19 protein-coding genes are annotated in these 22,577 nt (G+C 32.3%); 11 read left to right on the plus strand and 8 right to left on the minus strand.

The genetic code is table 11. The features are described 5' to 3' along the window. Nucleotides 1-299 precede the first annotated feature (299 nt). The 3 genes from FOF46_RS00280 to FOF46_RS00290 are packed head-to-tail and all read left to right on the plus strand — an operon-like array spanning nucleotide 300 to nucleotide 3,089. Nucleotides 300-1,196, plus strand: coding sequence for a site-specific tyrosine recombinase (locus FOF46_RS00280; RefSeq protein WP_109437855.1), 897 nt, complete (start codon nucleotides 300-302; stop codon nucleotides 1,194-1,196). Beyond that, nucleotides 1,196-2,152, plus strand: coding sequence for a hypothetical protein (locus tag FOF46_RS00285; protein WP_143915070.1), 957 nt, complete (start codon nucleotides 1,196-1,198; stop codon nucleotides 2,150-2,152). The genes FOF46_RS00280 and FOF46_RS00285 overlap by 1 nt, the downstream gene beginning before the upstream one ends. Further along, nucleotides 2,145-3,089: a leucine-rich repeat domain-containing protein gene (locus FOF46_RS00290; RefSeq protein WP_143915071.1), complete on the plus strand. Its 945-nt coding sequence runs from the start codon at nucleotides 2,145-2,147 to the stop codon at nucleotides 3,087-3,089. Before FOF46_RS00285 ends, FOF46_RS00290 begins: the two co-directional genes overlap by 8 nt. A gap of 81 nt (nucleotides 3,090-3,170) precedes the next feature. On the opposite strand, the gene FOF46_RS00295 is transcribed toward FOF46_RS00290, so the two are convergent. Both FOF46_RS00295 and FOF46_RS00300 read right to left on the minus strand, forming a co-directional pair. After that, nucleotides 3,171-4,052, minus strand: coding sequence for an anti-sigma factor (locus FOF46_RS00295; RefSeq protein ID WP_143915072.1), 882 nt, complete (start codon nucleotides 4,050-4,052; stop codon nucleotides 3,171-3,173). Nucleotides 4,053-4,178: 126 nt separating this feature from the next. Beyond that, nucleotides 4,179-5,711 (minus strand): NAD(P)H-hydrate dehydratase, encoded by a 1,533-nt coding sequence (locus FOF46_RS00300; RefSeq protein WP_143915073.1) that lies wholly within the window; start codon nucleotides 5,709-5,711, stop codon nucleotides 4,179-4,181. A 406-nt stretch (nucleotides 5,712-6,117) separates the two neighbouring features. Here FOF46_RS00300 and thrA point away from each other — a divergent pair, with 406 nt between their 5' ends. From thrA to thrC, 4 genes are read left to right on the plus strand one after another with little or no spacing between them, the layout of a single operon-like run. After that, complete coding sequence (gene thrA, locus FOF46_RS00305) at nucleotides 6,118-8,562, plus strand: bifunctional aspartate kinase/homoserine dehydrogenase I (RefSeq protein WP_143915074.1); 2,445 nt, start codon at nucleotides 6,118-6,120, stop codon at nucleotides 8,560-8,562. Nucleotides 8,563-8,566: 4 nt separating this feature from the next. Continuing rightward, on the plus strand, nucleotides 8,567-9,499 hold the full coding sequence (locus FOF46_RS00310) for a homoserine kinase (protein ID WP_109437856.1): 933 nt from the start codon (nucleotides 8,567-8,569) through the stop codon (nucleotides 9,497-9,499). Next, nucleotides 9,496-9,858 carry a RidA family protein gene (locus FOF46_RS00315; RefSeq protein WP_109437471.1) on the plus strand — a complete coding sequence of 121 codons (363 nt, stop codon included), beginning with the start codon at nucleotides 9,496-9,498 and terminating at the stop codon, nucleotides 9,856-9,858. The genes FOF46_RS00310 and FOF46_RS00315 overlap by 4 nt, the downstream gene beginning before the upstream one ends. Before the next feature lie 22 nt (nucleotides 9,859-9,880). Next, the gene (thrC, locus tag FOF46_RS00320) at nucleotides 9,881-11,170 is read left to right on the plus strand and encodes a threonine synthase (RefSeq protein WP_143915075.1); all 1,290 of its coding nucleotides are present in this window, start codon (nucleotides 9,881-9,883) and stop codon (nucleotides 11,168-11,170) included. Between the two features lie 41 nt (nucleotides 11,171-11,211). Here thrC and FOF46_RS00325 read toward each other — a convergent pair whose 3' ends face one another. Then, nucleotides 11,212-12,096 (minus strand): M28 family metallopeptidase, encoded by an 885-nt coding sequence (locus FOF46_RS00325; protein ID WP_109437473.1) that lies wholly within the window; start codon nucleotides 12,094-12,096, stop codon nucleotides 11,212-11,214. A gap of 97 nt (nucleotides 12,097-12,193) precedes the next feature. On the opposite strand from FOF46_RS00325, the gene FOF46_RS00330 reads away from it, so the two are divergent. From FOF46_RS00330 to FOF46_RS00345, 4 genes are all read left to right on the plus strand, one after another. Continuing rightward, complete coding sequence (locus FOF46_RS00330; protein ID WP_143915076.1) at nucleotides 12,194-12,781, plus strand: hypothetical protein; 588 nt, start codon at nucleotides 12,194-12,196, stop codon at nucleotides 12,779-12,781. A 92-nt stretch (nucleotides 12,782-12,873) separates the two neighbouring features. Further along, entirely contained in the window at nucleotides 12,874-13,905 is a 1,032-nt protein-coding gene (gshB, locus tag FOF46_RS00335; protein WP_109437475.1) for a glutathione synthase, read from the plus strand. After that, entirely contained in the window at nucleotides 13,898-14,728 is an 831-nt protein-coding gene (locus FOF46_RS00340) for an N-formylglutamate amidohydrolase (RefSeq protein WP_143915077.1), read from the plus strand. The genes gshB and FOF46_RS00340 overlap by 8 nt, the downstream gene beginning before the upstream one ends. Nucleotides 14,729-14,779: 51 nt before the next feature. Further along, nucleotides 14,780-15,937, plus strand: a complete 1,158-nt coding sequence (locus tag FOF46_RS00345) for a peptidase MATCAP family protein (RefSeq protein ID WP_109437477.1) — start codon at nucleotides 14,780-14,782, stop codon at nucleotides 15,935-15,937. Between the two features lie 5 nt (nucleotides 15,938-15,942). Here the strand turns inward: FOF46_RS00345 and FOF46_RS00350 are convergent, their stop codons facing one another. From FOF46_RS00350 to FOF46_RS00370, 5 genes are all read right to left on the minus strand, one after another. Further along, complete coding sequence (locus tag FOF46_RS00350) at nucleotides 15,943-16,521, minus strand: NUDIX domain-containing protein (protein WP_109437478.1); 579 nt, start codon at nucleotides 16,519-16,521, stop codon at nucleotides 15,943-15,945. A 142-nt stretch (nucleotides 16,522-16,663) separates the two neighbouring features. Continuing rightward, nucleotides 16,664-17,965, minus strand: a complete 1,302-nt coding sequence (locus FOF46_RS00355) for a M20/M25/M40 family metallo-hydrolase (RefSeq protein WP_143915078.1) — start codon at nucleotides 17,963-17,965, stop codon at nucleotides 16,664-16,666. 76 nt (nucleotides 17,966-18,041) lie between these two features. Beyond that, a complete protein-coding gene (locus FOF46_RS00360) occupies nucleotides 18,042-19,190 on the minus strand; it encodes a hypothetical protein (RefSeq protein ID WP_208746735.1) in 1,149 nt (382 codons plus the stop codon). A gap of 393 nt (nucleotides 19,191-19,583) precedes the next feature. Beyond that, on the minus strand, nucleotides 19,584-21,038 hold the full coding sequence (locus tag FOF46_RS00365; protein WP_143915080.1) for a hypothetical protein: 1,455 nt from the start codon (nucleotides 21,036-21,038) through the stop codon (nucleotides 19,584-19,586). Nucleotides 21,039-21,132: 94 nt separating this feature from the next. Continuing rightward, a complete protein-coding gene (locus tag FOF46_RS00370; protein ID WP_143915081.1) occupies nucleotides 21,133-22,572 on the minus strand; it encodes an IPT/TIG domain-containing protein in 1,440 nt (479 codons plus the stop codon). Nucleotides 22,573-22,577 lie beyond the last annotated feature (5 nt).

The following is a 22,577-nucleotide window of genomic DNA, read 5'->3' on the forward strand; positions in this document are numbered from 1 at the left end:
TAACCCTTTTACCGATTTAACAATACAACAAATGGTTTTTAAATTATGTCGTAATAACACTCCTCTTTCCAAGTTATTCAAAATAAAACTATGACATTACAAAAAAACGATAATGGTGATTTTTAAATTTACAAACACAAAAAATACTGATGCATATCTTATTATAAAATAATGATATAGAAGGTAACTTTCAATTTAACATTGAATATGCTTTATTTTTATAATAAAATCATCAATTTTTTATACTATTAAACTGTTTCAGGTATTTTGGGATGGTTTTCTTTTTTATATTAGAGGCAATGAAATGGAATCATGCCATAAAAGATTACGAACACTACTTAAAAATAGAAAGAGGACTTTCTGAAAACTCTATTATTAATTATACTCTAGATATACAAAGACTTTTAAAATATCTTGAAGAGCAAAATATAGAATCTACTCCCCTTTCTATAGAAAAAGAAATACTACAACAATTTGTCTTTGAGACAGCAAAATTGGTAAATGCTCGTTCACAATCAAGGATTATTTCGGGATTAAAAAGCTTTTTTAATTACTTAGTATTTGAAGATTATAGGGATTCCAATCCTATGGAACTTATAGAGTCTCCAAAAATAGGCAGAAAGCTACCTGATACATTATCTTTAGAAGAAATAGATCTTATCATTAATCAAATAGATCTAAGCACGCCAGAAGGAGAACGTAACAGGGCTATTATAGAAACTTTATATGGATGTGGATTAAGAGTAAGTGAACTTACAGAATTAAAATTGTCTAGTTTGTTTTTTGATGAAGGATATATAAGTGTTACCGGTAAAGGTAATAAACAAAGGTTTGTACCTATAGGTGAAGTAACTCAAAAATATATTAATCTATACACCACACAAATAAGAAATCATATCGATATCAAAAAAGGATTTGAAGATACATTATTTTTAAATCGAAGAGGTAGACAACTTACTCGAGCTATGATTTTTACCATTACAAAACGTCTAGTTGAAAAAGCAGGAATACATAAACAAGTTAGTCCACATACATTTAGACATTCATTTGCTACTCACTTGTTGGAGAATGGTGCAGATTTAAGAGCAATACAAATGATGTTAGGTCACGAAAGTATTACAACTACAGAAATATATATGCATATAGACAGAAGTCATTTAAGCGAAGTAATACATTCATTTCACCCAAGGAGATAATGAATACATATATAGCAAGGATATTGATTTTTCTATGTATATTCTTAAACTGTTCGCTCTTATTTTCACAAAGAATAGATGCAGATGGAGGTATTCTTTTGAAAGCCGAAATTACCCTGGGAAATCAGAATCAATGGTTGAAAGTGGGTGTTTTTGGATTTGGAACTTTGAATTATGGAGATCTTTCTCTGGAAAGTGGAATATCATTTGCGTCTTATCAATTTAGGAAACGACATACTATAAAATTGAATGGTCTAGCTTATTCATATGAATTCTTTGCCTTAGGAGGAATTGGCAAAAACAGTAATTTATTGGGCTCTTCAATATCAAACATGAATAACGCTATTATATTTAACCCTCTTGGGAAAGGAGGTTTTAATGGGCTAGGGTTTGGGTTTGGTAAAGATCACTTACCAAAAAAATTAAAAACATATGGACTAAAACGTGGAGCATTATTTATGAGGTTTAGTAATGCTAACCATAACATACATCTTACTTTTTTGAATGATTTTAGAATTGGTTGGTTTAGTGGAGCTGGAACAGATTATGGAGTTACTGGTTCTCTCGATATTGGTTTTACTAAGATTGAGGATAACAAAACTATTTACCAACTTGGTTTTGGAGTTGATCTATTTACATCAAGACCAAATTACAGCAAATCTCCCAGAAACCCTATAAATTCAGATGATGGACGTAAAAACGTATGGTTTACCTTAGGTCCTTATGAAGATTTATTTTATGGAAATCTATATGGTTATGGTACTTATCAGAACGATACATATAGTATTCATACAAGATTAGGTATGAATAGTCAAAAAGCAGGGGCTTATATTCAAAATATACTACATGATGGTATTGGTTTAAATCCTCGTTTTCCATGGAAAGTAGAAACAGCAGATAAGCTATATCTCGAAGTTACAGGAAATACATTTTATAAATCCACTACAGATGACTAATAAATGGAACATTATATCAGTACTCCTTATAATATTACTATACAGTAGTTGTAATACTTATACTACTTACTACAGTAAAACTTATACTTCGACTCCAAACCGTAATAAATCAAAAGTTCATAGACTTGATTTTAGTAATAAAAACGTCGAATCTTTAGCAGAATATATTGTAAAAAACAAGAATCTTAAAATGCTAAATCTTAGTAATACTAAGATTTCAAATTTAGATAATATATTTATACAATTAGGAAAACACACTCAAATAGAAATACTAATACTAGATAGTTTAGATATATCAAGACTGCCAAAATCGATCAAAACATTATCCCACTTAAAACAATTATCCTTATCCTATAATCCAAAACTAAACCTTGAAGATACGTTTTCTAAAATTTCGGATCTACCTATTGAGTTTCTAAATCTTAAAGGAAATAATATCGCCAAACTTCCTGATAATACAACTTCATTACATCATATAAAAGATCTTAATTTATCATACAATATATTATCAGAAAAGCATAATTATACACTTTTGGGTGAATTACCTAATCTTTATTCATTATGGATTGATCATAACAATCTCGATCAATTACCAGAAACGATTGGTGCATTAGATCAAGTTCGTTTCTTATATATTGATCACAACAATCTAAATGTATTACCTAATAGTATCTCTGCAATGAAAAAAACATGGGTAATACACGCAGGATATAATCAATTCACCGAACTACCTTCTGCCTTTACAAAAATGAAATCTCTATTTATGGTTCATATCAACAATAATAATATAAAAAGTATCTCAGAAGCTTATGAAAAAGAAAAATACCCATTAGCTGGTTTGATTCTGGATAATAACCCACTTCTTGATTCTGAAAAGGAAAAAGGAAAAAAACTCTTTAAAGGATTCTTTTTACTCTCTTTTGAACAAAACCAATAAAGATTTAAAAAAAATTTATACAATAAAAAACTCTTACTATATAAGTAAGAGTTTTTATCATTTTTATAACTATATAATGTCTTAATTTGGTCTAGTCACTCTTCCTGAAGGGACTGCTGTATTTGAAGTCATCGTTACAGGATTTGCAGGACCTGTTGTAATCCCTGCTGTTGCACTAAGAGGTTCTATAAAAAAAGGATTAGAATCATTATCCTGAAAAGGCTCAACAGTAATAAATACTCTTTTACCAGTAACTGCCGCAGGAAATGTAATTCCTGATAATGAAACCTGACTTGGAATAACTAGAAAATCTTCACCAGGAAAACTAGGAACATCACCTCCAGAACCTTTAAATAAATTTCCATCATCTGTAGCGTTAACATCAGAAAAAGTTCCTGTAGATACAATTTTATTTCCAAAATCAACCCAACCTTCATATTTCCATCCACTTGCTAAAGTAGGAAGCGAAAGACCAGCTGCATTTGCACCATTCATAAACCAAACCCCAAACTCATCATTACCATTATCTACGCCTCCAGCATTATCTGTAGGAGTCGCTAAAAAAAACTGCCCAGAAGCAGCAGACAGATCAGCCACAACAGTCTGAAAAGTAAGTGGTGCCGCAGTACCACTAAAATTACCAGTTAATATTTTAGCATCTGAAGGTCCATTATCAATATCTCCGGCAGGTTCTATAGTAATTACAAATTGATTAGCGGCCGCAGCATCTTCTGCAAATACATCCAGATTAACTATGCCAGAAGGGTCTGTAAATTTTGCTGTGGGTATCGTCTGCCCATTTACAATAAGCCAACCTTGATAAGAACTTCCTCCTGTAAGAGGTTGTAATCCAATAGTTTCTAATTGCAAAGTAGTTACTGGAGGTCCGTCATCATCACTAGAACACGAAGTGAATAATACCCCTAAAATAAGAGTCGCTAAAACTAAAATTTTTCTTGTCATCATTTTGCTTTTATATTATTATTCAAATGTAAATACATTACAATAAAATTAACTCTAAAACACTCACAAAATTGTATAAAAAACTATATTATTTCAATGTAAAATAATAAACCTTTATACTCCAAATTATTCTACTTGACCTTCTGCTTCTGGTCTTTTAAACAACTCAAGAAACGCAGCACCAATGTAAGAGGTAATATCACTTGCCAATAAACCTTCGAAACTAGTCTGTTGAATCGCTATATCCGCAGAGCTTCCATGTAAATATGTTCCAAAAACAGCTGCATGAAGAGGTTCGTATCCTTGGGATAATAAACCCGTAATTATTCCTGTAAGTACATCTCCGCTTCCAGCAGTTGCCATTCCTGGGTTTCCCGTAGTATTTACATATAGTTGGTTGTCATAAATGGTTATAGAATTAGCACCTTTAATAACAACAATACAATCGTATTCCTTTGAGAATGCTTTTGTTTTTTCAATCTTATCAAAATCATCTTTCCATTCTCCAATTAATCGTTGTAATTCTTTTGGATGTGGTGTTAAAATGGTTTTCTCTGGTAGGTTTTCAAAAAATTGAAGATGTTTTGACAAAATATTAATACCATCAGCATCCATCACTAGCCTGGATTGGTTATGTTTTAAGAATTTTTCAAACGCTTTTACGGTCTTCTCATTTGTCCCCATCCCAATACCAATACCAATAGCTGTTGGCTTAAAGTCAAGATGAATCTCTGCCAATTCATCATCATCATCTGTAATGACCATCGCTTCTGGAACTGAAGATTGCATAACTTCATATCCGCACTCTGGTAGATATGCAGAGACCAAACCAGCACCAATTCTTAATGCAGATCTTGTAGCTAATACTACGCTCCCAATTTTTCCATAACTCCCTCCAATAATTACACAATGTCCAAAGGTTCCTTTATGGCTAAATTTATGCCTTGGTCGATATAATGGAAGTACTTCATTTTTGCTAATTAATATGCCAACACCAGGGCTTTGAGTTAAAAAATTACGATCCAGACCTATATCTATTACTTCCAAATCTTGTGTATACATACCTGTTTGAGGTAAAAAGAAAACTAGTTTTGGTAATTGAAAAGTAACCGTAGTATTTGCATAAATGACCGCCTCAGAATCATCCGGAGCTTTATCAACATATAATCCTGATGGAATATCAATAGAAAGTGTAAAACACCTAAAAGTATTGAGATGCTTAATTAATTGAGCTACCCAAGAAACTAAAGGTCTGTTAAGACCAATACCAAAAATAGCATCAATAATCATATCCTCTCTACTAACTGTAGGAAAATCTTCTTTAGATTTAAGTTGTATAGGCCACGAAGATGTAATCTCTTTTAATCGATCATAATTAACCAAAAAATCTTTGGATCTGTTCTCACTGAAATTAACAATATAGGTTTTAATATTATAACCATGTTCTAATAATAATCGTGAAACAACCAACCCATCGCCTCCATTATTTCCAATACCGCAAAAAACATGAATTAAAACTGGAGCCCCTTGTAATCGATTATGAATTAAATTAAAAACTTGCTGAGCCGCTTGTTCCATTAATTCTAATGATGTAATGTTTTTGGATTGCATAGTAGCTTCATCCGCCATGCGCATTTGTTGCGCAGAAAATATCTTCATAAAGTTAAATTTTTACAATTGTTTCTATTGTTTACAAATATGATCTTAATTAGATCTATTTCATTTATTTTTTTGGGAATTTTATAATGAAACAAGTCATTAATTATTGAAATAACAAAAGTTTAAGAATACTGTTAATTTAATTTTCTCTAAAAGTAAAAAATTATACATTTGAACTCACAAAGCAAAGCAAATTAATGTTTAGTACCATTATCATATCGGCTTTATTAATAACCTTAGGAACAACACTAGTATCTAAGGCTTCTTCTATTACACGTACTACTACAATTACTATTACCCTTAGGGGTTAATTCATTTATATAGTATCGCCAGAACATGTACATAATTCATAAGAATGAATTATCAGACATAAGCTTTTATTATTAATTCAACTAAAAAATATATTATGAACGTTCTAAAATTTGGAGGTTCTTCTGTTGCAAATGCAACTACAATAGAAAGCGTAATAGATATTGTAAGGCAACAGTCAGAAAAGCAATCTTTATATGTTGTTGTTTCTGCAATGGGCGGAGTTACTGATTTATTGTTACAAGCCGGCGAAGAGGCTTCTAACAATAATGAAGATTACAAAAAGACATTAGTAGAAATCGAGAAAAAGCATCTTGAAGCTGTAAAAAGCCTCATTCCTGTAATCTCGCAAAGTGCCATAATTAGTAAAGTCAAATCACAGCTTAACACTTTGGAGTCTTTATGTGAAGGAGTGTATTTATTAAGTGAATTATCTCCAAAAACCGCTGCTGTAATTGCCAGTTTTGGAGAAATACTTTCTTCTTACATCATAGTAGAAGCTGCAAAAGTAAAAGGCTTAGATATCATCCTAAAAGATTCACGAGAATTAATTGTTAAAACCATTAATTCAAAAGTTACTATTGACTATAAAGAAACTAATGATAATATTAAAGAGTTTGCAGATCATAATACACATAAAGTAAGTCTTTTTCCGGGTTTTGTCGCTAGAACAAAGGATGGGGAACCTACCACACTAGGTAGAGGAGGTTCTGATTTTACCGCAGCTATTCTCGCAGCTGCTACTAATGCAGATGAGTTACAAATATGGACAGATGTGAGTGGTATGTATACCGCTAATCCCAAATTGGTAAAACAAGCCAAACCTGTGCATCATATCTCATATCAGGAAGCAATGGAGCTTTCACATTTTGGTGCTAAAGTAATCTATCCTCCCACTATACACCCTGTATTAGAAAAAGATATTCCGATACTGATAAAAAATACATTTAAACCCGAAGATCAAGGAACGCTCGTTACTAGAAAAGTAAATGATCGCAAAAGACCTGTTACAGGGATTAGTCATATTGATAGCATATCCATTATTTCATTAGAAGGAAGTGGTATGGTAGGAATACCAGGGTTTTCAAAACGTTTATTCGAAACTCTTTTTCTTGAAAATATAAATGTTATTTTGATAACTCAAGCTTCATCCGAGCATTCTATATGTCTTGCAATAGAAGCTACTGATGCAAGAAAAGCAAAAGAAGTACTCGATACCACATTCGAATTTGAAATCTCCAAACATAAATTAGATCCAGTGAAGATTGAGGATGATGTAGCGATTATAGCTCTGGTAGGTGACAATATGTATCATCATCAAGGACTAAGCGGAAAAATGTTTAGTACTTTAGGAAAAAACAATGTTAATATTAGAGCCATTGCTCAAGGTGCTTCAGAAAAAAACATCTCTGTGGTTATAGAGAAAAAAGATATTAAGAAGGCATTAAACACATTACATGAACGATTCTTCGAAGTAAAAACCAAACAATTAAACCTCTTTATTACCGGTGTCGGAAATGTTGGGAGTAAATTAATAGAACAACTTGAACAACAAAAAAGCTATCTAAAAGACAAATTAAGGTTAAAGATAAGAGTAGTTGCTATTTCGAATTCCCGGAAAATGATCTTTGATGAACATGGAATTGGTTTAGATTCATGGGTTCAAAAATTGGAAAAAGGAGAAAAAGCAGATGCAAGAGAATTTTTTGCCAAAGCCAAAGAGATGAATTTAAGAAACTCTATTTTTGTTGATAATACTGCTAATCCAGATATTGCCAAAATATATAAACATTATCTCGCAGAGAGTATGGCTGTAGTTACCTGTAATAAAATTGCATGTGCAGATGAATATACTAACTATGAGGAATTACAAAATTTATCAAGAAAATTTAACGCTTCTTTTTTATACGAAACCAATGTTGGTGCTGGTTTACCAATAATTGGCACACTAAATAATTTAATTGCATCTGGAGATAATATTCATAAAATTCAGGCAGTATTATCTGGTAGTCTTAATTTTGTCTTTAATAATTATAAAGAAGGTGTTACTTTTCATGACATTGTAAAACAAGCACAACAGCAAGGATACACAGAACCTGATCCTAAAATAGATTTAAGCGGAATCGATGTTGCCCGTAAAATTCTCATTCTTGCTCGCGAAAGTGGAAAGGTAATGGAATTAGAAAATATCGAAAATGAAGCATTTCTTCCAAAGGAAAGTTTAGAGACTATGAGTGTAGACGCCTTTCTGCAATCTGTAGAACAAAATGAAAAGCATTTTAAAGAAATTTTGGACAGTGCAAACAAAAAGGGATGTCGTCTAAAATATGTTGCACAATATGAAGAAGGCGAAGCCAAGGTAGGATTACAATTTATACCATCTGATCATCCTTTTTATAATCTTGAAGGAAGTGATAACATCGTACTCTTTTACACAGATCGATACCCTAAACAACCATTAATAGTAAAGGGTGCTGGTGCTGGAGCCGAAGTAACTGCCTCAGGTATATTTGCAGATATTATTAGAATTGGTAAAAAATAATAATATGAAAAGTATTAGAATATTTACTCCTGCCACCGTCGCAAATCTTTCTTGTGGATTCGATGTATTAGGATGTTGTTTAGACACGGTTGGTGATGAAATGTTAATCTCACTTACTTCTGAGCCTGGAATAAGAATTACCAAAATTGAAGGTGCAGATCTTCCTATGGAAACAGATAAAAATGTAGCCGGTGTAGCCGTTCAGGCATTACTTCTTGATTACAAAAAAGATTTAGGGGTAACGATAGAAATATATAAAAAAATTAAAGCCGGAAGTGGAATTGGTAGTAGTGCTGCAAGTAGTGCTGGTGCAGTTTGGGCAGTAAATCATCTATTAGGAAACCCTTATACACCTCAGGAATTAGTAAAATTTGCCATGGAAGGAGAAAAACTGGCCAGTGGTAATGCCCATGCTGATAATGTAGCTCCTGCTCTACTTGGAGGGTTCACCTTGGTACGTAGTTATAATCCACTTGATGTAATAAAGTTACATTCTCCTAAAGATCTTGTGATGACCGTAATTCATCCACAAATAGAAGTAAAAACATCAGATTCAAGATCAGTGATTAAGCATAATGTATCTTTGCAACAAGCGATTCATCAATGGGGAAACGTTGGTGGATTGGTAGCTGGTTTATTTACCGAAGATTATAATCTGATAGGTAGAAGTTTAGAAGATGTAATTATAGAACCTCTGAGATCAATTCTAATCCCTGAATTTAAAAATGTAAAGAATGCAGCAATTGAAAAAGGAGCTCTAGGATGTGGAATTTCTGGATCCGGCCCTTCTATTTTTGCATTAAGTAAAGGACTAAAGATTGCAACAGATGTAGCTGAAGCAATAAGAGTAGTTTATGCAAAAACGGGACTTGAATTTGATATTCATATATCACAAATAAATAGTAACGGAGTCAAAATAATCGAAGAAATCCAATGAAAGAAATCAAAAAAATATCAACAGGAGCACCTTGGGAGGACATTGTAGGGTACTCTAGAGCCATAAAAATTGGAGATGTAATCGAAATTTCTGGTACTACCGCAAAAGGTGCAAATGAATACGAACAAACTCTTGCTATTATCAAAATTGCAGAAAAAGCATTAAAAGAGTTTGGTGCAGATTTAAGTAATGTAATAAGAACAAGAATGTACTGTACAGATATCTCCCAATGGGAAGAGATTGGTAAAGCACATGGAGAGTTTTTTAGCAAAACAAGACCCGTGACCACAATGGTAGAAGTTTCAAAGTTAATTTCTCCAGATATCTTAGTAGAAATAGAATTCTCTGCAATTCTCTAACTTCAGTAAAGAATATAAAATAATGCAATACTATAGTTTACATAAAGACTCACCAAAAGTACCATTCTCAGAAGCGGTAATAAAAGGATTAGCTCCTGATCGTGGTTTATATTTTCCAGAATCCATTCAATCTTTATCTACATCTTTTTTTGAAAATATTGAAGAACTAGATAATGTAGAAATTGCTTTTCAAGCCATCCAACAATTCATTGGTGAAGAAATACCAGAGGTAGAATTAAGAGATATTCTTACAGATGTTTTAAGTTTTGATTTCCCTGTAGTTGAAATTGAAGATAATCTAGGAACACTAGAATTGTTTCATGGTCCAACAATGGCTTTTAAAGATGTAGGAGCCCGCTTTATGGCAAGATGTATGGGATATTTTAATCGAGCTAATGAAAATCATGTAACTGTTTTAGTAGCTACATCGGGAGATACAGGTGGTGCTGTAGCCAATGGTTTTCTAGGGGTAAAAGGTGTAGATGTGGTAATTTTATATCCAAAAGGAAAAGTAAGTGAAATACAAGAAAAGCAATTAACAACTCTGGGGCAAAATATAACAGCTTTAGAAATCGACGGTGTTTTTGATGATTGTCAGGATATGGTAAAAACCGCGTTCTTAGACACTGACATTACTTCTTATAAACAACTGACTTCTGCTAATTCTATTAATGTTGCCAGATGGCTTCCTCAATTATTTTATTTCTTATTTGCATACAAACAGGTAAAAAGTAAAGGAAAAGATATTGTATTCTCTGTTCCTAGTGGGAACTTTGGAAATATCTGTGCAGGAATTGTTGCTCAAAAACTTGGATTACCTGTAAAACACTTTATAGCATCTACTAATGTTAATGATACAGTAGTTCGTTATCTAGAAACTTCAGAATATGATCCAAAACCTTCTAAAGCTACAATTTCTAATGCCATGGATGTTGGAAACCCAAGTAATTTTATAAGAATACAACAACTTTTTGATAACGATTTCTCTATTCTAAAAAACAATTTTTCTGCATATAGCTTTGATGATCAACAGACCAAAAAAGCAATGGGAAAAATCTATAAAAAATCAAATTATGTAGCCGACCCTCATGGCGCTGTTGGTTATTTAGGGCTACAAAAACAAGGATTAAAATCTACCGAGTATGGTATATTTCTGGAAACTGCACATCCCGTCAAGTTTCTTGACGTAGTCGAGGACACTCTAAACATTAAGGTAGAAATACCTTCGCAAATTCAAAAAGTAATGAATAAGGAAAAGCATAGTATTCCGATAAAGAGCTATGAAGCATTAAAGGAGTTCTTATTACAATAAGAACTCCTTTAATTATATTATTAATACAATCCAGATATATTCTATTCCTCTGCTAAAGATTTCATCACCTTATACACAATGTTTGTTGTAGATGCTAGGTATTTAAAGTTTACCGTTGTGTATTTATCTTCACTTTGGCGAACAAAAGGTGAGTTATCAGCATTTCTTAATTCTGCTGTAAGTGTAACCGTTTCATATCCAAAATTTGCAAAAAATCTACTCTCTGGAGTAGCTACAGTTCTTTTATAAATAGGAACGGGAGATTCTAATCTATATCTAGATTCTAAACTCAAACTTGAAGCCAATAGTTCTATAGCTCTATCCTCATCATTATCCCATCCCATATAATCAGACCTATGCATAGAGTGAATATTATACCCTTCTTCTTTAAGCTTTTTTGTAAACATTCTGGTTCCAACCATATTACTTTTCCAATGGTCAAAAAACACAACCATAAAATTTTTGTTACGTTCTTTTAATTCTCCCAATTTTTTTGCGACATAAAAAGCAATAGCTGCACCCGTAGCATTATGAACAGCTCCAGGGCTATTTTCTACAGTATCAAAGTGAGCTGCTATTACAACAAATTCATTACTGCCATTGGTAGCCGGAATTTCTGCATATATATTTACTCCATTAAAAAGATTTCCTTTTTTATCTTTAACATTATAAGGGTGCTTTTGAGGCTTAAGTCCAATATCTTTTAAAGAATTGAATAAAAAATCAGCAGAAGCTTTCCTTTCAGAAGTACTAAATCTACTTTTTAATTTCTTTTTTCCTTTAATAGGTTCATGTCCCGTAAGTTTTGCAACTATCGTTCTTTCGACATTAATAATCTCGGCTTCGATTCGGTCTTGTTCAGTTTGAGCTGGGGCTATCTGAATTGCGAAAACGAATACTAGTAAAAATATTCTATATAAATTCATTTTGTAGGGTTTGTATTCTATTCCAATTAACACAAATTTAAGAAAAATTTGTCATTAAACAATTTCGTACTTTTAGTGCTTAAATTAATACTTTAATATGTCTTTTGCAAAAACCATACCTTTTATTATAATAACGTCACTTTTTATACAATGTGGCAATGATACTTCAAAAAAGACTCCTTTACTCTTTCCAGAGCATTGGAGAAGCGAAGTTATTGAATTTCCTTTAGAATTTGCACCTTCTTTACAATATTCGGGTACAGAGTATATCTGTTTTTCTCCAGGATGGGGAAAACAAGGAGCTCCAGATTATTTTTCATGTGCATTTTTGTGGGTTATAGATCAAGATCCCAAATTGTCTCCCAAAAAACTTGAAACTGCAATGGAGACATATTTTGATGGATTAATGAGTACCGTTTCCAAATCAGATCAAAATTCTACTCAGAAAAATATCACGTCTAAAGCTTTTTTTGAAAATGTCAACGAAGGTGTATATGTTGGAAAAATATTAACCTATGATGCCTTTACTACCAAAAAAGAAGTATCTCTTAATATAATTGTAAATAATAGTTTCTGTAATGCACAAAACAAACATCTCATACTATTTACTATTTCTCCTCAAGCTCCAGACCATCAAATTTGGAAGAAGATGAAAAAGTTAAGTATTGATATGGAATGTGAATAAACAATTGTATTTCAGGAGCCAAATTTTATTTTAAGTTTTTTATAGATTTTCACATAAAAAACGTAAATTTTGCTTTTCAAAAATCATCAGTAATGAATGTTTGTTTCTTAATGTACCCTTGGGAAGAAATCGATCCTGAAAAGGATACTTCTCTTACTCTAATTCATGAATGTGTAAAAAGAGGGCATGGAGTAGCTATAGCCACTCCATCTAACCTTACCATTCGTGATAGTGTTACTTTTTCTTTTTGCAAAGTAATTAATAGGCCAGAAAAAGTATCTTCATCTATGAAATCTTTTTATACAAAAACATCTTTTAGAGATGAAATGCTCCCACTAGCTGGGTTTGATGTCCTCATATTACGTAGTAATCCTCCTTTGGACATGATTATGCTTAACTTTTTGGACTCTGTAAAAGATGACGTATTTATTATGAATGATATTGATGGGATACGCAGGTCGAATAATAAATTATATACTGCTGCCTTCGATGATATTGAAACACATTTTATACCGAACACTCATGTAACCAAAAATAAAGATTACCTGATTAAAATGATCAAAGAATCCGAATGTGATAAGATGATCTTAAAGCCTTTAAATGGTTTTGGTGGTTCTGGTGTAATCTTAATAGAGAAAAGGGCAATGACCAGTATACGGTCCTTATTGGATTTTTATATTGATAACAAGGATGGGTCTACTAATTATGTTATTCTACAGGATTATATAGAAGGCGCTGATCAAGGAGATGTTCGTATTTTAATTCTTAATGGAAAACCAATAGGCGCCATGCGCAGAATCCCAGGTATAGATGATCATAGATCAAATGTCACCGCTGGAGGGTCTGTAGTAAAGCATTCACTTACCAAACAAGAAAAAGAATTATGTCGTAAAATTGGTCCCAAACTAGTAAAAGATGGACTTTATTTTGTTGGAATCGATGTTATAAATGGAATGTTGGTCGAAGTCAATGTAATGAGTCCTGGAGGAATTACATATATTAATAAAAAATATAAAGTAAAATTACAGGAAAAAGTAATTGATTTTATAGAAGACAAGGTTATACAACGTGTCAACCGATTTGATAGAAAAGCAAAACTTAGAAAAACAGTAGACGATGCTTAAGCTTTCTGTAAGAGAAATAATTGCTAAGATCGAAACCGAAGAACCCTTTCATGCTGTAGCCGAAGATTATTCTTTTACTCTAAAAATAGATTCCTATACATATTATATCTGTGGTGCCATACATGATGGCCATCAGTTTCGTAAAGCACTATGGAAAAAGTGTTTACATAGCGAATATGACAGATGGTATGAAGAAGATCCTGCAACCAAACAGATGATACAAGATCATCCAATAGTCATTGCCGGATGTGATTCGCGATTTGAATATGATCTTAATAGAGCCCCAGATCATGCCATATACGAAGATGCATGGGGCAAAAAACTCTGGAAAACACCTTTATCGTCAGAAGAAAAAAACCATTCATTAGAAAAACATCATAATTTTTATAAAGTAGTCCATGCTTTAATTTCAAAAGTTGAATCAAAATATGGTGCTGCAATTGTATATGACTTACATTCTTATAATTGGAGGCGTTGGGATCGAGAAGTCCCTGTAGTTAATTTAGGCACTACAAATATCAATAATGATCTATATTCTTCCTTTATAGAATCATGGTGCACTACTTTGTCTACCATCGTATTACCTAATTTTATAAAAACCAGTGCCGCTATTAATGATACATTTCAAGGTAACGGATATTTTTTAAAATACATTACAGAACATTTTAAAAACACACTTGTATTAGCTACAGAATTTTCCAAAATTTATTGTCATGAATTAGAATACATAATGTATCCAGAGGTTATTCATGCAATTCAAGAAGGTTTAAAAAAACGACTTCCAGAACATGCTAAAACATTTTACAATCAATTTATTGGTTAATCTCCCTTTTTTGCAGTTAGTTTGTGCTTTCTATTATAAAATGATAAGAATATGATCGAAGATGCAGTAGAAACATATAGCGACCTTTTTGATATTGATCAAAATCTAGATCGACTTGTAAAAAATATAGAACTTCTTAATTACTTGAATCCTCTTAATATAGAGCAAGAAAAAAAGAATTTTTTTGCTTGTAAATACAGGTTCAATCCCAAATTCAACTACCGGAAAATAAAATTTAATCCCTACAAAATGCAGCGATTATTTTTTAGTCAAAGGCTTGAACGTATAGAAGATGAAGAAATAAGAAAATTATATCAAAACATAATTTATGAATATTCTGGATTGATACAATGTATAGAAACGATCGGTAAAGGGAAGAACTTTTATTATAATTCTCTAAAAGTTTTTGGAACTCCTAAAGAACGTGATGTTGAAAATGCCCGTTTTATTCTTCATTTTGAGGATGAAAACAATACAAATACAACAATAAATAAACATACAGCATCAGATGCCGAAGCATATTTCATAGCATTCGGGAAACGATATAATTTTGATTTCAACATCAAGAAATCTACAAATATCTCGGCAGCTGCTATGGTACTTAATGCTTCGGAAACATTACTATTAAAGAAAAATCACATGTTTAGTGACAATGACTTAATGGTATTAGCTAATCATGAAATAGGAGTACATATGGTTACTACTTTTAATGGTAAAAGTCAACCATTAAAAATATTTTCTAATGGTTATGTTAACAATACAGAAACTCAAGAAGGTTTGGCCGTTTTTAGTGAATACATGTCTGGTTGTCTGACCTTAAAACGAATGAAAGAATTGGCATATAGAGTTATTGCTGCGGATAGCCTAATTAAAGGATATGATTTTAAAGATACTTTTGATCTTTTATATAGTCAATACAAATTAGATCGGGAAGCTGCCTGGCAAATTACCTTGAGAGTGCATCGAGGAGGAGGATTTACAAAGGATTATCTATATCTAACCGGGTTAAAGAAAATATACGACTATTATTATGCTAATAAGGACATGAATATTTTATTAACTGGTAAAGTTACTTTAGAAGACACGGAATCTATTATCAAACTTCAACAATTAGGTTTAGCCCATAAAAGTAAACACATTACTGATTCTTTTAGCGAAAATTTAAATACAAATACTAAATTAGATTTTATCCTAAGAAACTTAAAATAATAGCTCTAAAATTTTTCTGTTTTATGTATCATAAACCATTGCAAAGCAATGATAGATTTTGCATCATTGATAATTTTAGATTCTAATAATGTTTTTATTTCTGAAATTGAGATTTTACAGAGTTGAATATCTTCATCTTCTTCTTCAACACCTCCTCCTTTACTTATTTGATCCCTTTCAAAAACTTCTCCATAATATAAATACATTCGTTCTGAAGAAACTCCCGGAGTAGCATAAAATGTAGAAATATGTTCTAGTTTATGAACTTTATAGCCTGTCTCCTCTTCTACTTCTCTTATTGCACAATCTTTTGCATCTTCATTTTCTTCTATTCCCCCTGCTGGAATCTCTAACAACCACCCATTATCGTTTTTTATTGTAGGATATCTAAACTGATTAATAAACAACACTTTATCAGTATCTTTTTCATATAATAATACTGCCACACAATCCCCTTTATCCATCATTTCGCGCACATAATTGATAGGTGTGTTCTGGTTAAAACGATCGTGAATAACAGAGGCTTTTCTAATTTTTAAAAAACCGTCATAAACGAGGTCTTCACTTAGTATCTTATATTCCATACAAATAAAAATAGGGATTATTTTGAGTGATTTTTCAAAATAACCCCTAAAATTTTGTAAACATCAATATTGATTTCAGAACCTACAATAATGCTGGGTAACGATCGTAGTAATCTGGAGTAATACTATACTATACTACATTTCAATTTACAATACCAGCTTCTGCTATAGTAATCAACATCGCAAGCTTTATATTTCTGGTTGCTTCAGGTGTATTTGTCCATTTTTCATCTAATGCATGCGCTCTACTTCCTTTCCCTCCTCGACTTAAAGTTACTGCTGGAATATTTTTTGCTATCGGAATATTGCTATTAGTTGATCCTGTTCTTAATTTAGGAACAATACCCAGGAATAAAGCTGATGCCAATGATTTTTGTGTCAAAGGTGTATTTATATCTAATATCCCCGATGGACGATCACCAATAGATTTCATTTCCAAGGTTACTTTATCTTTGATCTCCGTACTGTTATAAGCTGTTTCTGCTTTTTTCATACATTTTTTAAAAATACTATCTATTTCTAATAATCTTTTTGGGCTTAATGAACGCATATCTATTTCTGCCCAAGATTCAAAAGGTATAGAATTTACAGATGTCCCCCCTCCTATTCTACCAACATTAAATGAAGTTTTAGGGCCTTTAATTGCGGTATACTTTGTAGCTTCTTCTACAAACATTGTAATTGCTTTCCCTAAGGCGTGATGAGGATTTGCTAATCCAAAAGCTCCCCACGAATGTCCTCCTTTTCCTCTGAAAATTGCTTTATATCTTTTAGAACCTAATCCCCCATTAATAATACGCCCCGAGCTTCCCCCATCAATAGAAATCCATGAATCAATCTTAATGTCTGATGCATCACTAAATAAATGTTTTACTCCCCTTAGGTCTCCTAAACCTTCTTCCCCTACCGTACCAACAAAAACAACATCAGCATCAGTAACAATTGAAGCCGTATTCATCCCTTTTAAAACTGCCAATAACATAGCCATGCCTCTTGTGTTATCACCAATTCCCGGTGCAGTATATGTCTGCCCATCTATTTTTACAGTTACATCCGTTTCTTCAGGAAAAACTGTATCTATGTGAGCATCGAGTACAACAGTTTTATTTCTTTTTTTCCCTTTTCGTAATGCCAATACATTACCTTCTGTATCAATCCAAACGCTATCAATACCGATATCAACAAACATCTCCATAAACTTTTTTGCCCTTTTAGTTTCTTTAAATGGAGGAGCGGGAATCTCTGTTAGTGTTATCATGTTTTTGATCGTTTCGGCATCAGAATCATCAATAGTTTTCATAGCTAATTGAACTCCTTTATTAGCGGCCAATTTCTTGATTTCTTTGGTGTATTTTTTATTGGAAACAGTTGCTTTTTGTGCTTGGGTTACATTTCCTAAAAGAATAATAGTCCCCAGAACAACTTTAAATAATCTTGTATACATTGTATTTATAATTAATATTTATAACTGATTAAAACAGGTCATTTTCTTAATAAATCTTAAACCTTATTTTTTGTATTTATTTCCTAAAAGCATAAAAACGTCCCAATTCTGATTGAAACATTTCTCTAGAATTATGTCCTGCCCCTGGTACAATTTTCATCGTTTGCGTATTTTCTATACTATCACCATAAAAATCCTTTAGATAATCATAGTAAATCATTCCTCTTTCTAATCGATGATTTCCTTGTAATAAAGCTCCGCAAGAAGTATCCAAACTCGAACTACTTGTATTATTATCTTGAGCTCCCAATAAATAAACCACTTTTCGTTTATAAAACTGTTCTTTAATTTTGTTAGCGCCGATAGCACTTAAATAATTAGGTAAATCATCTAATCCATATTTATAATCATTATATGCGCTGCATGTTATAGTGGGAACTTTGTATGATGGTGATCCATCAACTTTACGTTTTTTATTGAGATATACATATGAACTAGGGTTATTAACAATAAATCGAACATTTATACGCTCATCGTTTAAACTTTGATAAATTGGTGTAGCAGCTGCATATCTATTTAAAAATTGACCTCCTGCAGAGTGACCAGAAAGAATAATATTTCTAAGATTAGGATAATTATGCTTTAGTTTAACTATTAATGAATCCATTATTGAAAATGAAGAAATACGATCTGATCTAGGGTTTTGTTCTTCATCTTTAGATAAAAAACCTATTTTCCAACCACCAGAACTCCAATATAAATGTTCGCTATCTAATCCATGCAAGTTAATATCTGACTCTGCTAGAAATTGAGGAGATATAATTAGAAGTGTATCCAATTGTGAGCTTTCCATTTGAGCAGCGGCTAACATTCGTTTATAATAGGTATCAGCATTTCGATCTTGACCATGTAATGCTACTACTGCACGAGTTATCATTGGGTTTTCATCATCAATCGAAGCTACATTTGCATAGTAAGGAATTTTAAAAGTATTTTTATTTTTAAGCACAGTAAGCTTTTTATTTCCAATCTTATCATCTGGGTCTTTATCATCTGCTCTTATAGCCTCACATTCTTTCCTTTCGGCAGTCACATATTGCTCAGTAAAATAAAGAAGTTTAGTTTCATGAATGGTTTCTCTTATGTTTTCTGAATCCCTGCTACAACCATAAAAACAACTTATAATTATTCCTAAGAATATATACGTCAAACAGTTTATTTTCATTGTAATTTTGTATTCATTGTTATCCCTTATTATCTACTCATATAAATCTTCAAAGTTCAGTTTTCCTTGAACTTATAGATATACATATCTGATCTATATTTCATGAATATTGAAGAAGAAATTATTCTATATTAAGTAACAATATCATCGTTTTGGATCACATAAAATGAATCCGATAATTTGATGACCTTATCGGATTCATTTATGGCTAGCTAACTCAAGTAAATTGATTTTAAGTGTATCAAAGAAATCTATTGACTCCTTCTAAATTCATGTTATTGTTTGAAAAATTGAGTAATTCATCATACATGTTTTATGGTTAATTGCTGGTTCTGGAATAGAAAACTAACCGAAAACAAAATTTCTTTATAACATCAATTCGATTTTCTTTGTTTAATTTCTAAACGTATTCTTTCTACCTCTTTCTGATTTGTACATCCCTTCGCTACTATGTCCAACTCCAATTACAACTCCCATTTTTTGAGTATCCATAATAGAAGGTCCATAATAATCTAATAAATGGTCAAAATAATTATGAGCTCTGTCAAAGCGGTTTTTACCCTGAAGTTGTGCTTCACAGATATTAGAAGTATCTATATCTGTATCTACATCATTTTGACCTACTAAATATGTGACTTTCCTTTGAGGTAATCTATTTCGAATGACGTTTTCTCCAATTGCATCTAAGTATGTGGGTAAGTCATCTAAGCCAAACCTATATTCATTATACTCAGGACATTGTCCGATAATGACACCAGAAGGAACTTCAAATGTATTTTCTGTACCCGGGACTTTACGTTTATTATCCATATAAACATATGTTTTAGGATTGTTTACAATAAAGCTAACATCAACTCCTCTGGCATTTAATTCGTCTGGTATCGGTGATCCAGCAGCATATCTATTTATATATTGTCCTCCCGCAGAATGCCCTGTTAATACAATAGTTTTAAGATTTGGATATTCTGATAATTTTATCATTAATGAATCCATAAATGTAAAAGAAGAAACACGCTCCGTTCGCGGATTAGTGGTTTCATCAAGAGAAGTATTCCCTATACGCCAATTACCGCTCCAATAAGAATGTTCTGAATCCAAAGTATATTGATCAATTTCTTCTTCTCCAATAAATTGTGGTGATACTACAAGTAATGTGTCCAAATTATTAGACTCCATTTCTGCTGTCTCCATCATTCTTGTATAATGCTTACCAGCAGTATGCTCTGATCCATGAAGTACGATTATTGCCCTTCTAATTGCATCATTATTAACATCCCTTATATCTTCTCTATTCGAAAAATATGGGATTTTAACTTTTGATGTTCCAGAAACTATGGAGAATTTTTTTTCTCCAATAAAAGGTGCCTCTGATACTATCGAAGAATTATCAGTTCCCAAAGTAATATTAATTGAACTACCAAAATTCGAAGAGTTTCCAATGGTAATACCTTCTTTTGGTTGCAATTCGATACTTAAAGATCTAGGTTGGATTGCATCTTCATTATCATTAACTCTTTGAAGTAAAACAACATTAGAAATTGCTTTACCTTTTCTGATTATAAATGAACCTGTCTTTGGCAGAATAAAATCTGCTCCTTCGACTGCATTATTTTCACTTGGGTAATTAACAGTATATAGAACTTCTATATCTTTATCTGTTTCAGGACCTTCATATCTCAATTCAACACTTACTGGTTCTGACTTTGATCGATCAACACTTATATCCTCAATGTTAAAATAAACGAAAGCTTCACCTGATCCTGTGGAATTTGTATCATCATCATTTTCACAACCAGATAAAAAGATTGTCAAAAAAAAGATTAAAGTATATTTTATTATATTTTTCATAGTTTATTTAATAAACATTCAAATTTTTAATTCTGCATAAATCAATTATAAATGATTTAGCAATATGAAATATGATATTTTAAATTATGTGATATTAATTAAGATAAACTATATTTAATACACATACACCGTCACCACTCTCAAACGTTTCTGCCTCGCGGCCAACATTATTTGCTGTGGCACCGGCTGAAACTCCCGTAGCCTGTAAGATAAAATTCATACTATTACCATCGGCCCAATCTCCTCTATTCACAATTTCCTGAACAATGCTAGAAATATCAACAGTCTTCTGGTTTGGACCTGTTTCAGAACCTGTCCATTCTGGAATATTCCATACCTCACTAGCACTAGTCAAAACTCGACCTGAAACACTATTAGCTGGAGTTATATCGTCATAAGCAGCAGCATTACCCACATTTTCTCCGAAAATCGTCATTTCTGTAGGATCTGCCCCTGGTGTACTATCGGCTACAAATTGAATACTTGCTGAAGCTATTGTAACTCCCGCAGGAATAGTAATACTGTTAAATCTTAATCCTATTTTTTGTAACCCTAAATCTGGTGTACCAGAAGTATCAAACTCTCCTAATTCGAGATCAGAACTATCTAATGTCATTCTTCCATCTGCTGCTTCTTCAACATCATCATTACCATCATTAATAGGAATAATTAGTGAAACAGAATCAATAGTAAAGTCAGTATCTGTAATCGCTAATAAACCTTCAACTTCTACAGCAATCGGACCGGTAGTCGCTGCAGCAGGTACTATTACTTTAAGTTCTGTAGTCGTTGCCGAATTTACAGTAGCTAATGAGCCATTAAAACTTACTCTATTTTTATCCACTTCGGGACTAAAATTAGTTCCTATAATCGTAACTACTGCTCCTGGAATACCGACAGTAGGATCAAATGAAATTATTGTAGGTGTGATAGTAAAAGTAACGCTACCCACTTGTCCAAATACTTCTACAGTAAGTGGCCCTGTAGTAGCTCCATCTGGAATAATAACAGTTATTTCTGTTGAAGAAGCGGTAGTAACTTCTGCCGTAACACCATTAAATTGTACAATATTATCTGTAACGGTTGCTCCAAAATTATTACCCCTAATAGTGATTGTTTCTCCGACTGCAGCACCGGTAGTACTTAAATCTGTAATTGCAGGTGCTCCAACAACATTAAAAACAGGGCCTTCAACATTAATTTGTCCTTTTTTCACAGAAATAGGACCTGTTGTAGCCCCTTCGGGTACAGTTACCGTTAATGTTGTATCTGTAGCAACTGATACTATCGCAAGGATTCCTCCGTTAAAACTAACTTTATTATTCGCAGGAACACGACTAAAATTAGTTCCATTAATTACTACTGTTGTACCAATATCGGATAACATAGGTTCAATCGCCGTGATAGTTTGGGCAGGTTCTGGTTCTGGTATAACCCTAAAATCTTCATCTTCGCATGAGATAATACCTATTAGTATCGTTACCATTATGGTTACAACAATCGATACTTTTGGAAATCTATATTGTTTTTTCATTTTTA

The sequence above is a fragment of the Aquimarina algiphila genome (genome assembly GCF_007489275.1).
In the GTDB taxonomy this organism is placed as follows: Bacteria; Bacteroidota; Bacteroidia; order Flavobacteriales; family Flavobacteriaceae; genus Aquimarina; species Aquimarina algiphila.

Excerpts from the sequence above, each read along its gene's own strand:
- FOF46_RS00280 (WP_109437855.1), top strand. The coding sequence starts at position 300 with ATGAAATGGAATCATGCCATAAAAGATTACGAACACTACTTAAAAATA.
- FOF46_RS00285 (WP_143915070.1), top strand. The coding sequence starts at position 1,196 with ATGAATACATATATAGCAAGGATATTGATTTTTCTATGTATATTCTTA.
- FOF46_RS00290 (WP_143915071.1), top strand. The coding sequence starts at position 2,145 with ATGACTAATAAATGGAACATTATATCAGTACTCCTTATAATATTACTA.
- FOF46_RS00295 (WP_143915072.1), bottom strand. The coding sequence starts at position 4,052 with ATGACAAGAAAAATTTTAGTTTTAGCGACTCTTATTTTAGGGGTATTA.
- FOF46_RS00300 (WP_143915073.1), bottom strand. The coding sequence starts at position 5,711 with ATGAAGATATTTTCTGCGCAACAAATGCGCATGGCGGATGAAGCTACT.
- thrA (WP_143915074.1), top strand. The coding sequence starts at position 6,118 with ATGAACGTTCTAAAATTTGGAGGTTCTTCTGTTGCAAATGCAACTACA.
- FOF46_RS00310 (WP_109437856.1), top strand. The coding sequence starts at position 8,567 with ATGAAAAGTATTAGAATATTTACTCCTGCCACCGTCGCAAATCTTTCT.
- FOF46_RS00315 (WP_109437471.1), top strand. The coding sequence starts at position 9,496 with ATGAAAGAAATCAAAAAAATATCAACAGGAGCACCTTGGGAGGACATT.
- thrC (WP_143915075.1), top strand. The coding sequence starts at position 9,881 with ATGCAATACTATAGTTTACATAAAGACTCACCAAAAGTACCATTCTCA.
- FOF46_RS00325 (WP_109437473.1), bottom strand. The coding sequence starts at position 12,096 with ATGAATTTATATAGAATATTTTTACTAGTATTCGTTTTCGCAATTCAG.
- FOF46_RS00330 (WP_143915076.1), top strand. The coding sequence starts at position 12,194 with ATGTCTTTTGCAAAAACCATACCTTTTATTATAATAACGTCACTTTTT.
- gshB (WP_109437475.1), top strand. The coding sequence starts at position 12,874 with ATGAATGTTTGTTTCTTAATGTACCCTTGGGAAGAAATCGATCCTGAA.
- FOF46_RS00340 (WP_143915077.1), top strand. The coding sequence starts at position 13,898 with ATGCTTAAGCTTTCTGTAAGAGAAATAATTGCTAAGATCGAAACCGAA.
- FOF46_RS00345 (WP_109437477.1), top strand. The coding sequence starts at position 14,780 with ATGATCGAAGATGCAGTAGAAACATATAGCGACCTTTTTGATATTGAT.
- FOF46_RS00350 (WP_109437478.1), bottom strand. The coding sequence starts at position 16,521 with ATGGAATATAAGATACTAAGTGAAGACCTCGTTTATGACGGTTTTTTA.
- FOF46_RS00355 (WP_143915078.1), bottom strand. The coding sequence starts at position 17,965 with ATGTATACAAGATTATTTAAAGTTGTTCTGGGGACTATTATTCTTTTA.
- FOF46_RS00360 (WP_208746735.1), bottom strand. The coding sequence starts at position 19,190 with ATGAAAATAAACTGTTTGACGTATATATTCTTAGGAATAATTATAAGT.
- FOF46_RS00365 (WP_143915080.1), bottom strand. The coding sequence starts at position 21,038 with ATGAAAAATATAATAAAATATACTTTAATCTTTTTTTTGACAATCTTT.
- FOF46_RS00370 (WP_143915081.1), bottom strand. The coding sequence starts at position 22,572 with ATGAAAAAACAATATAGATTTCCAAAAGTATCGATTGTTGTAACCATA.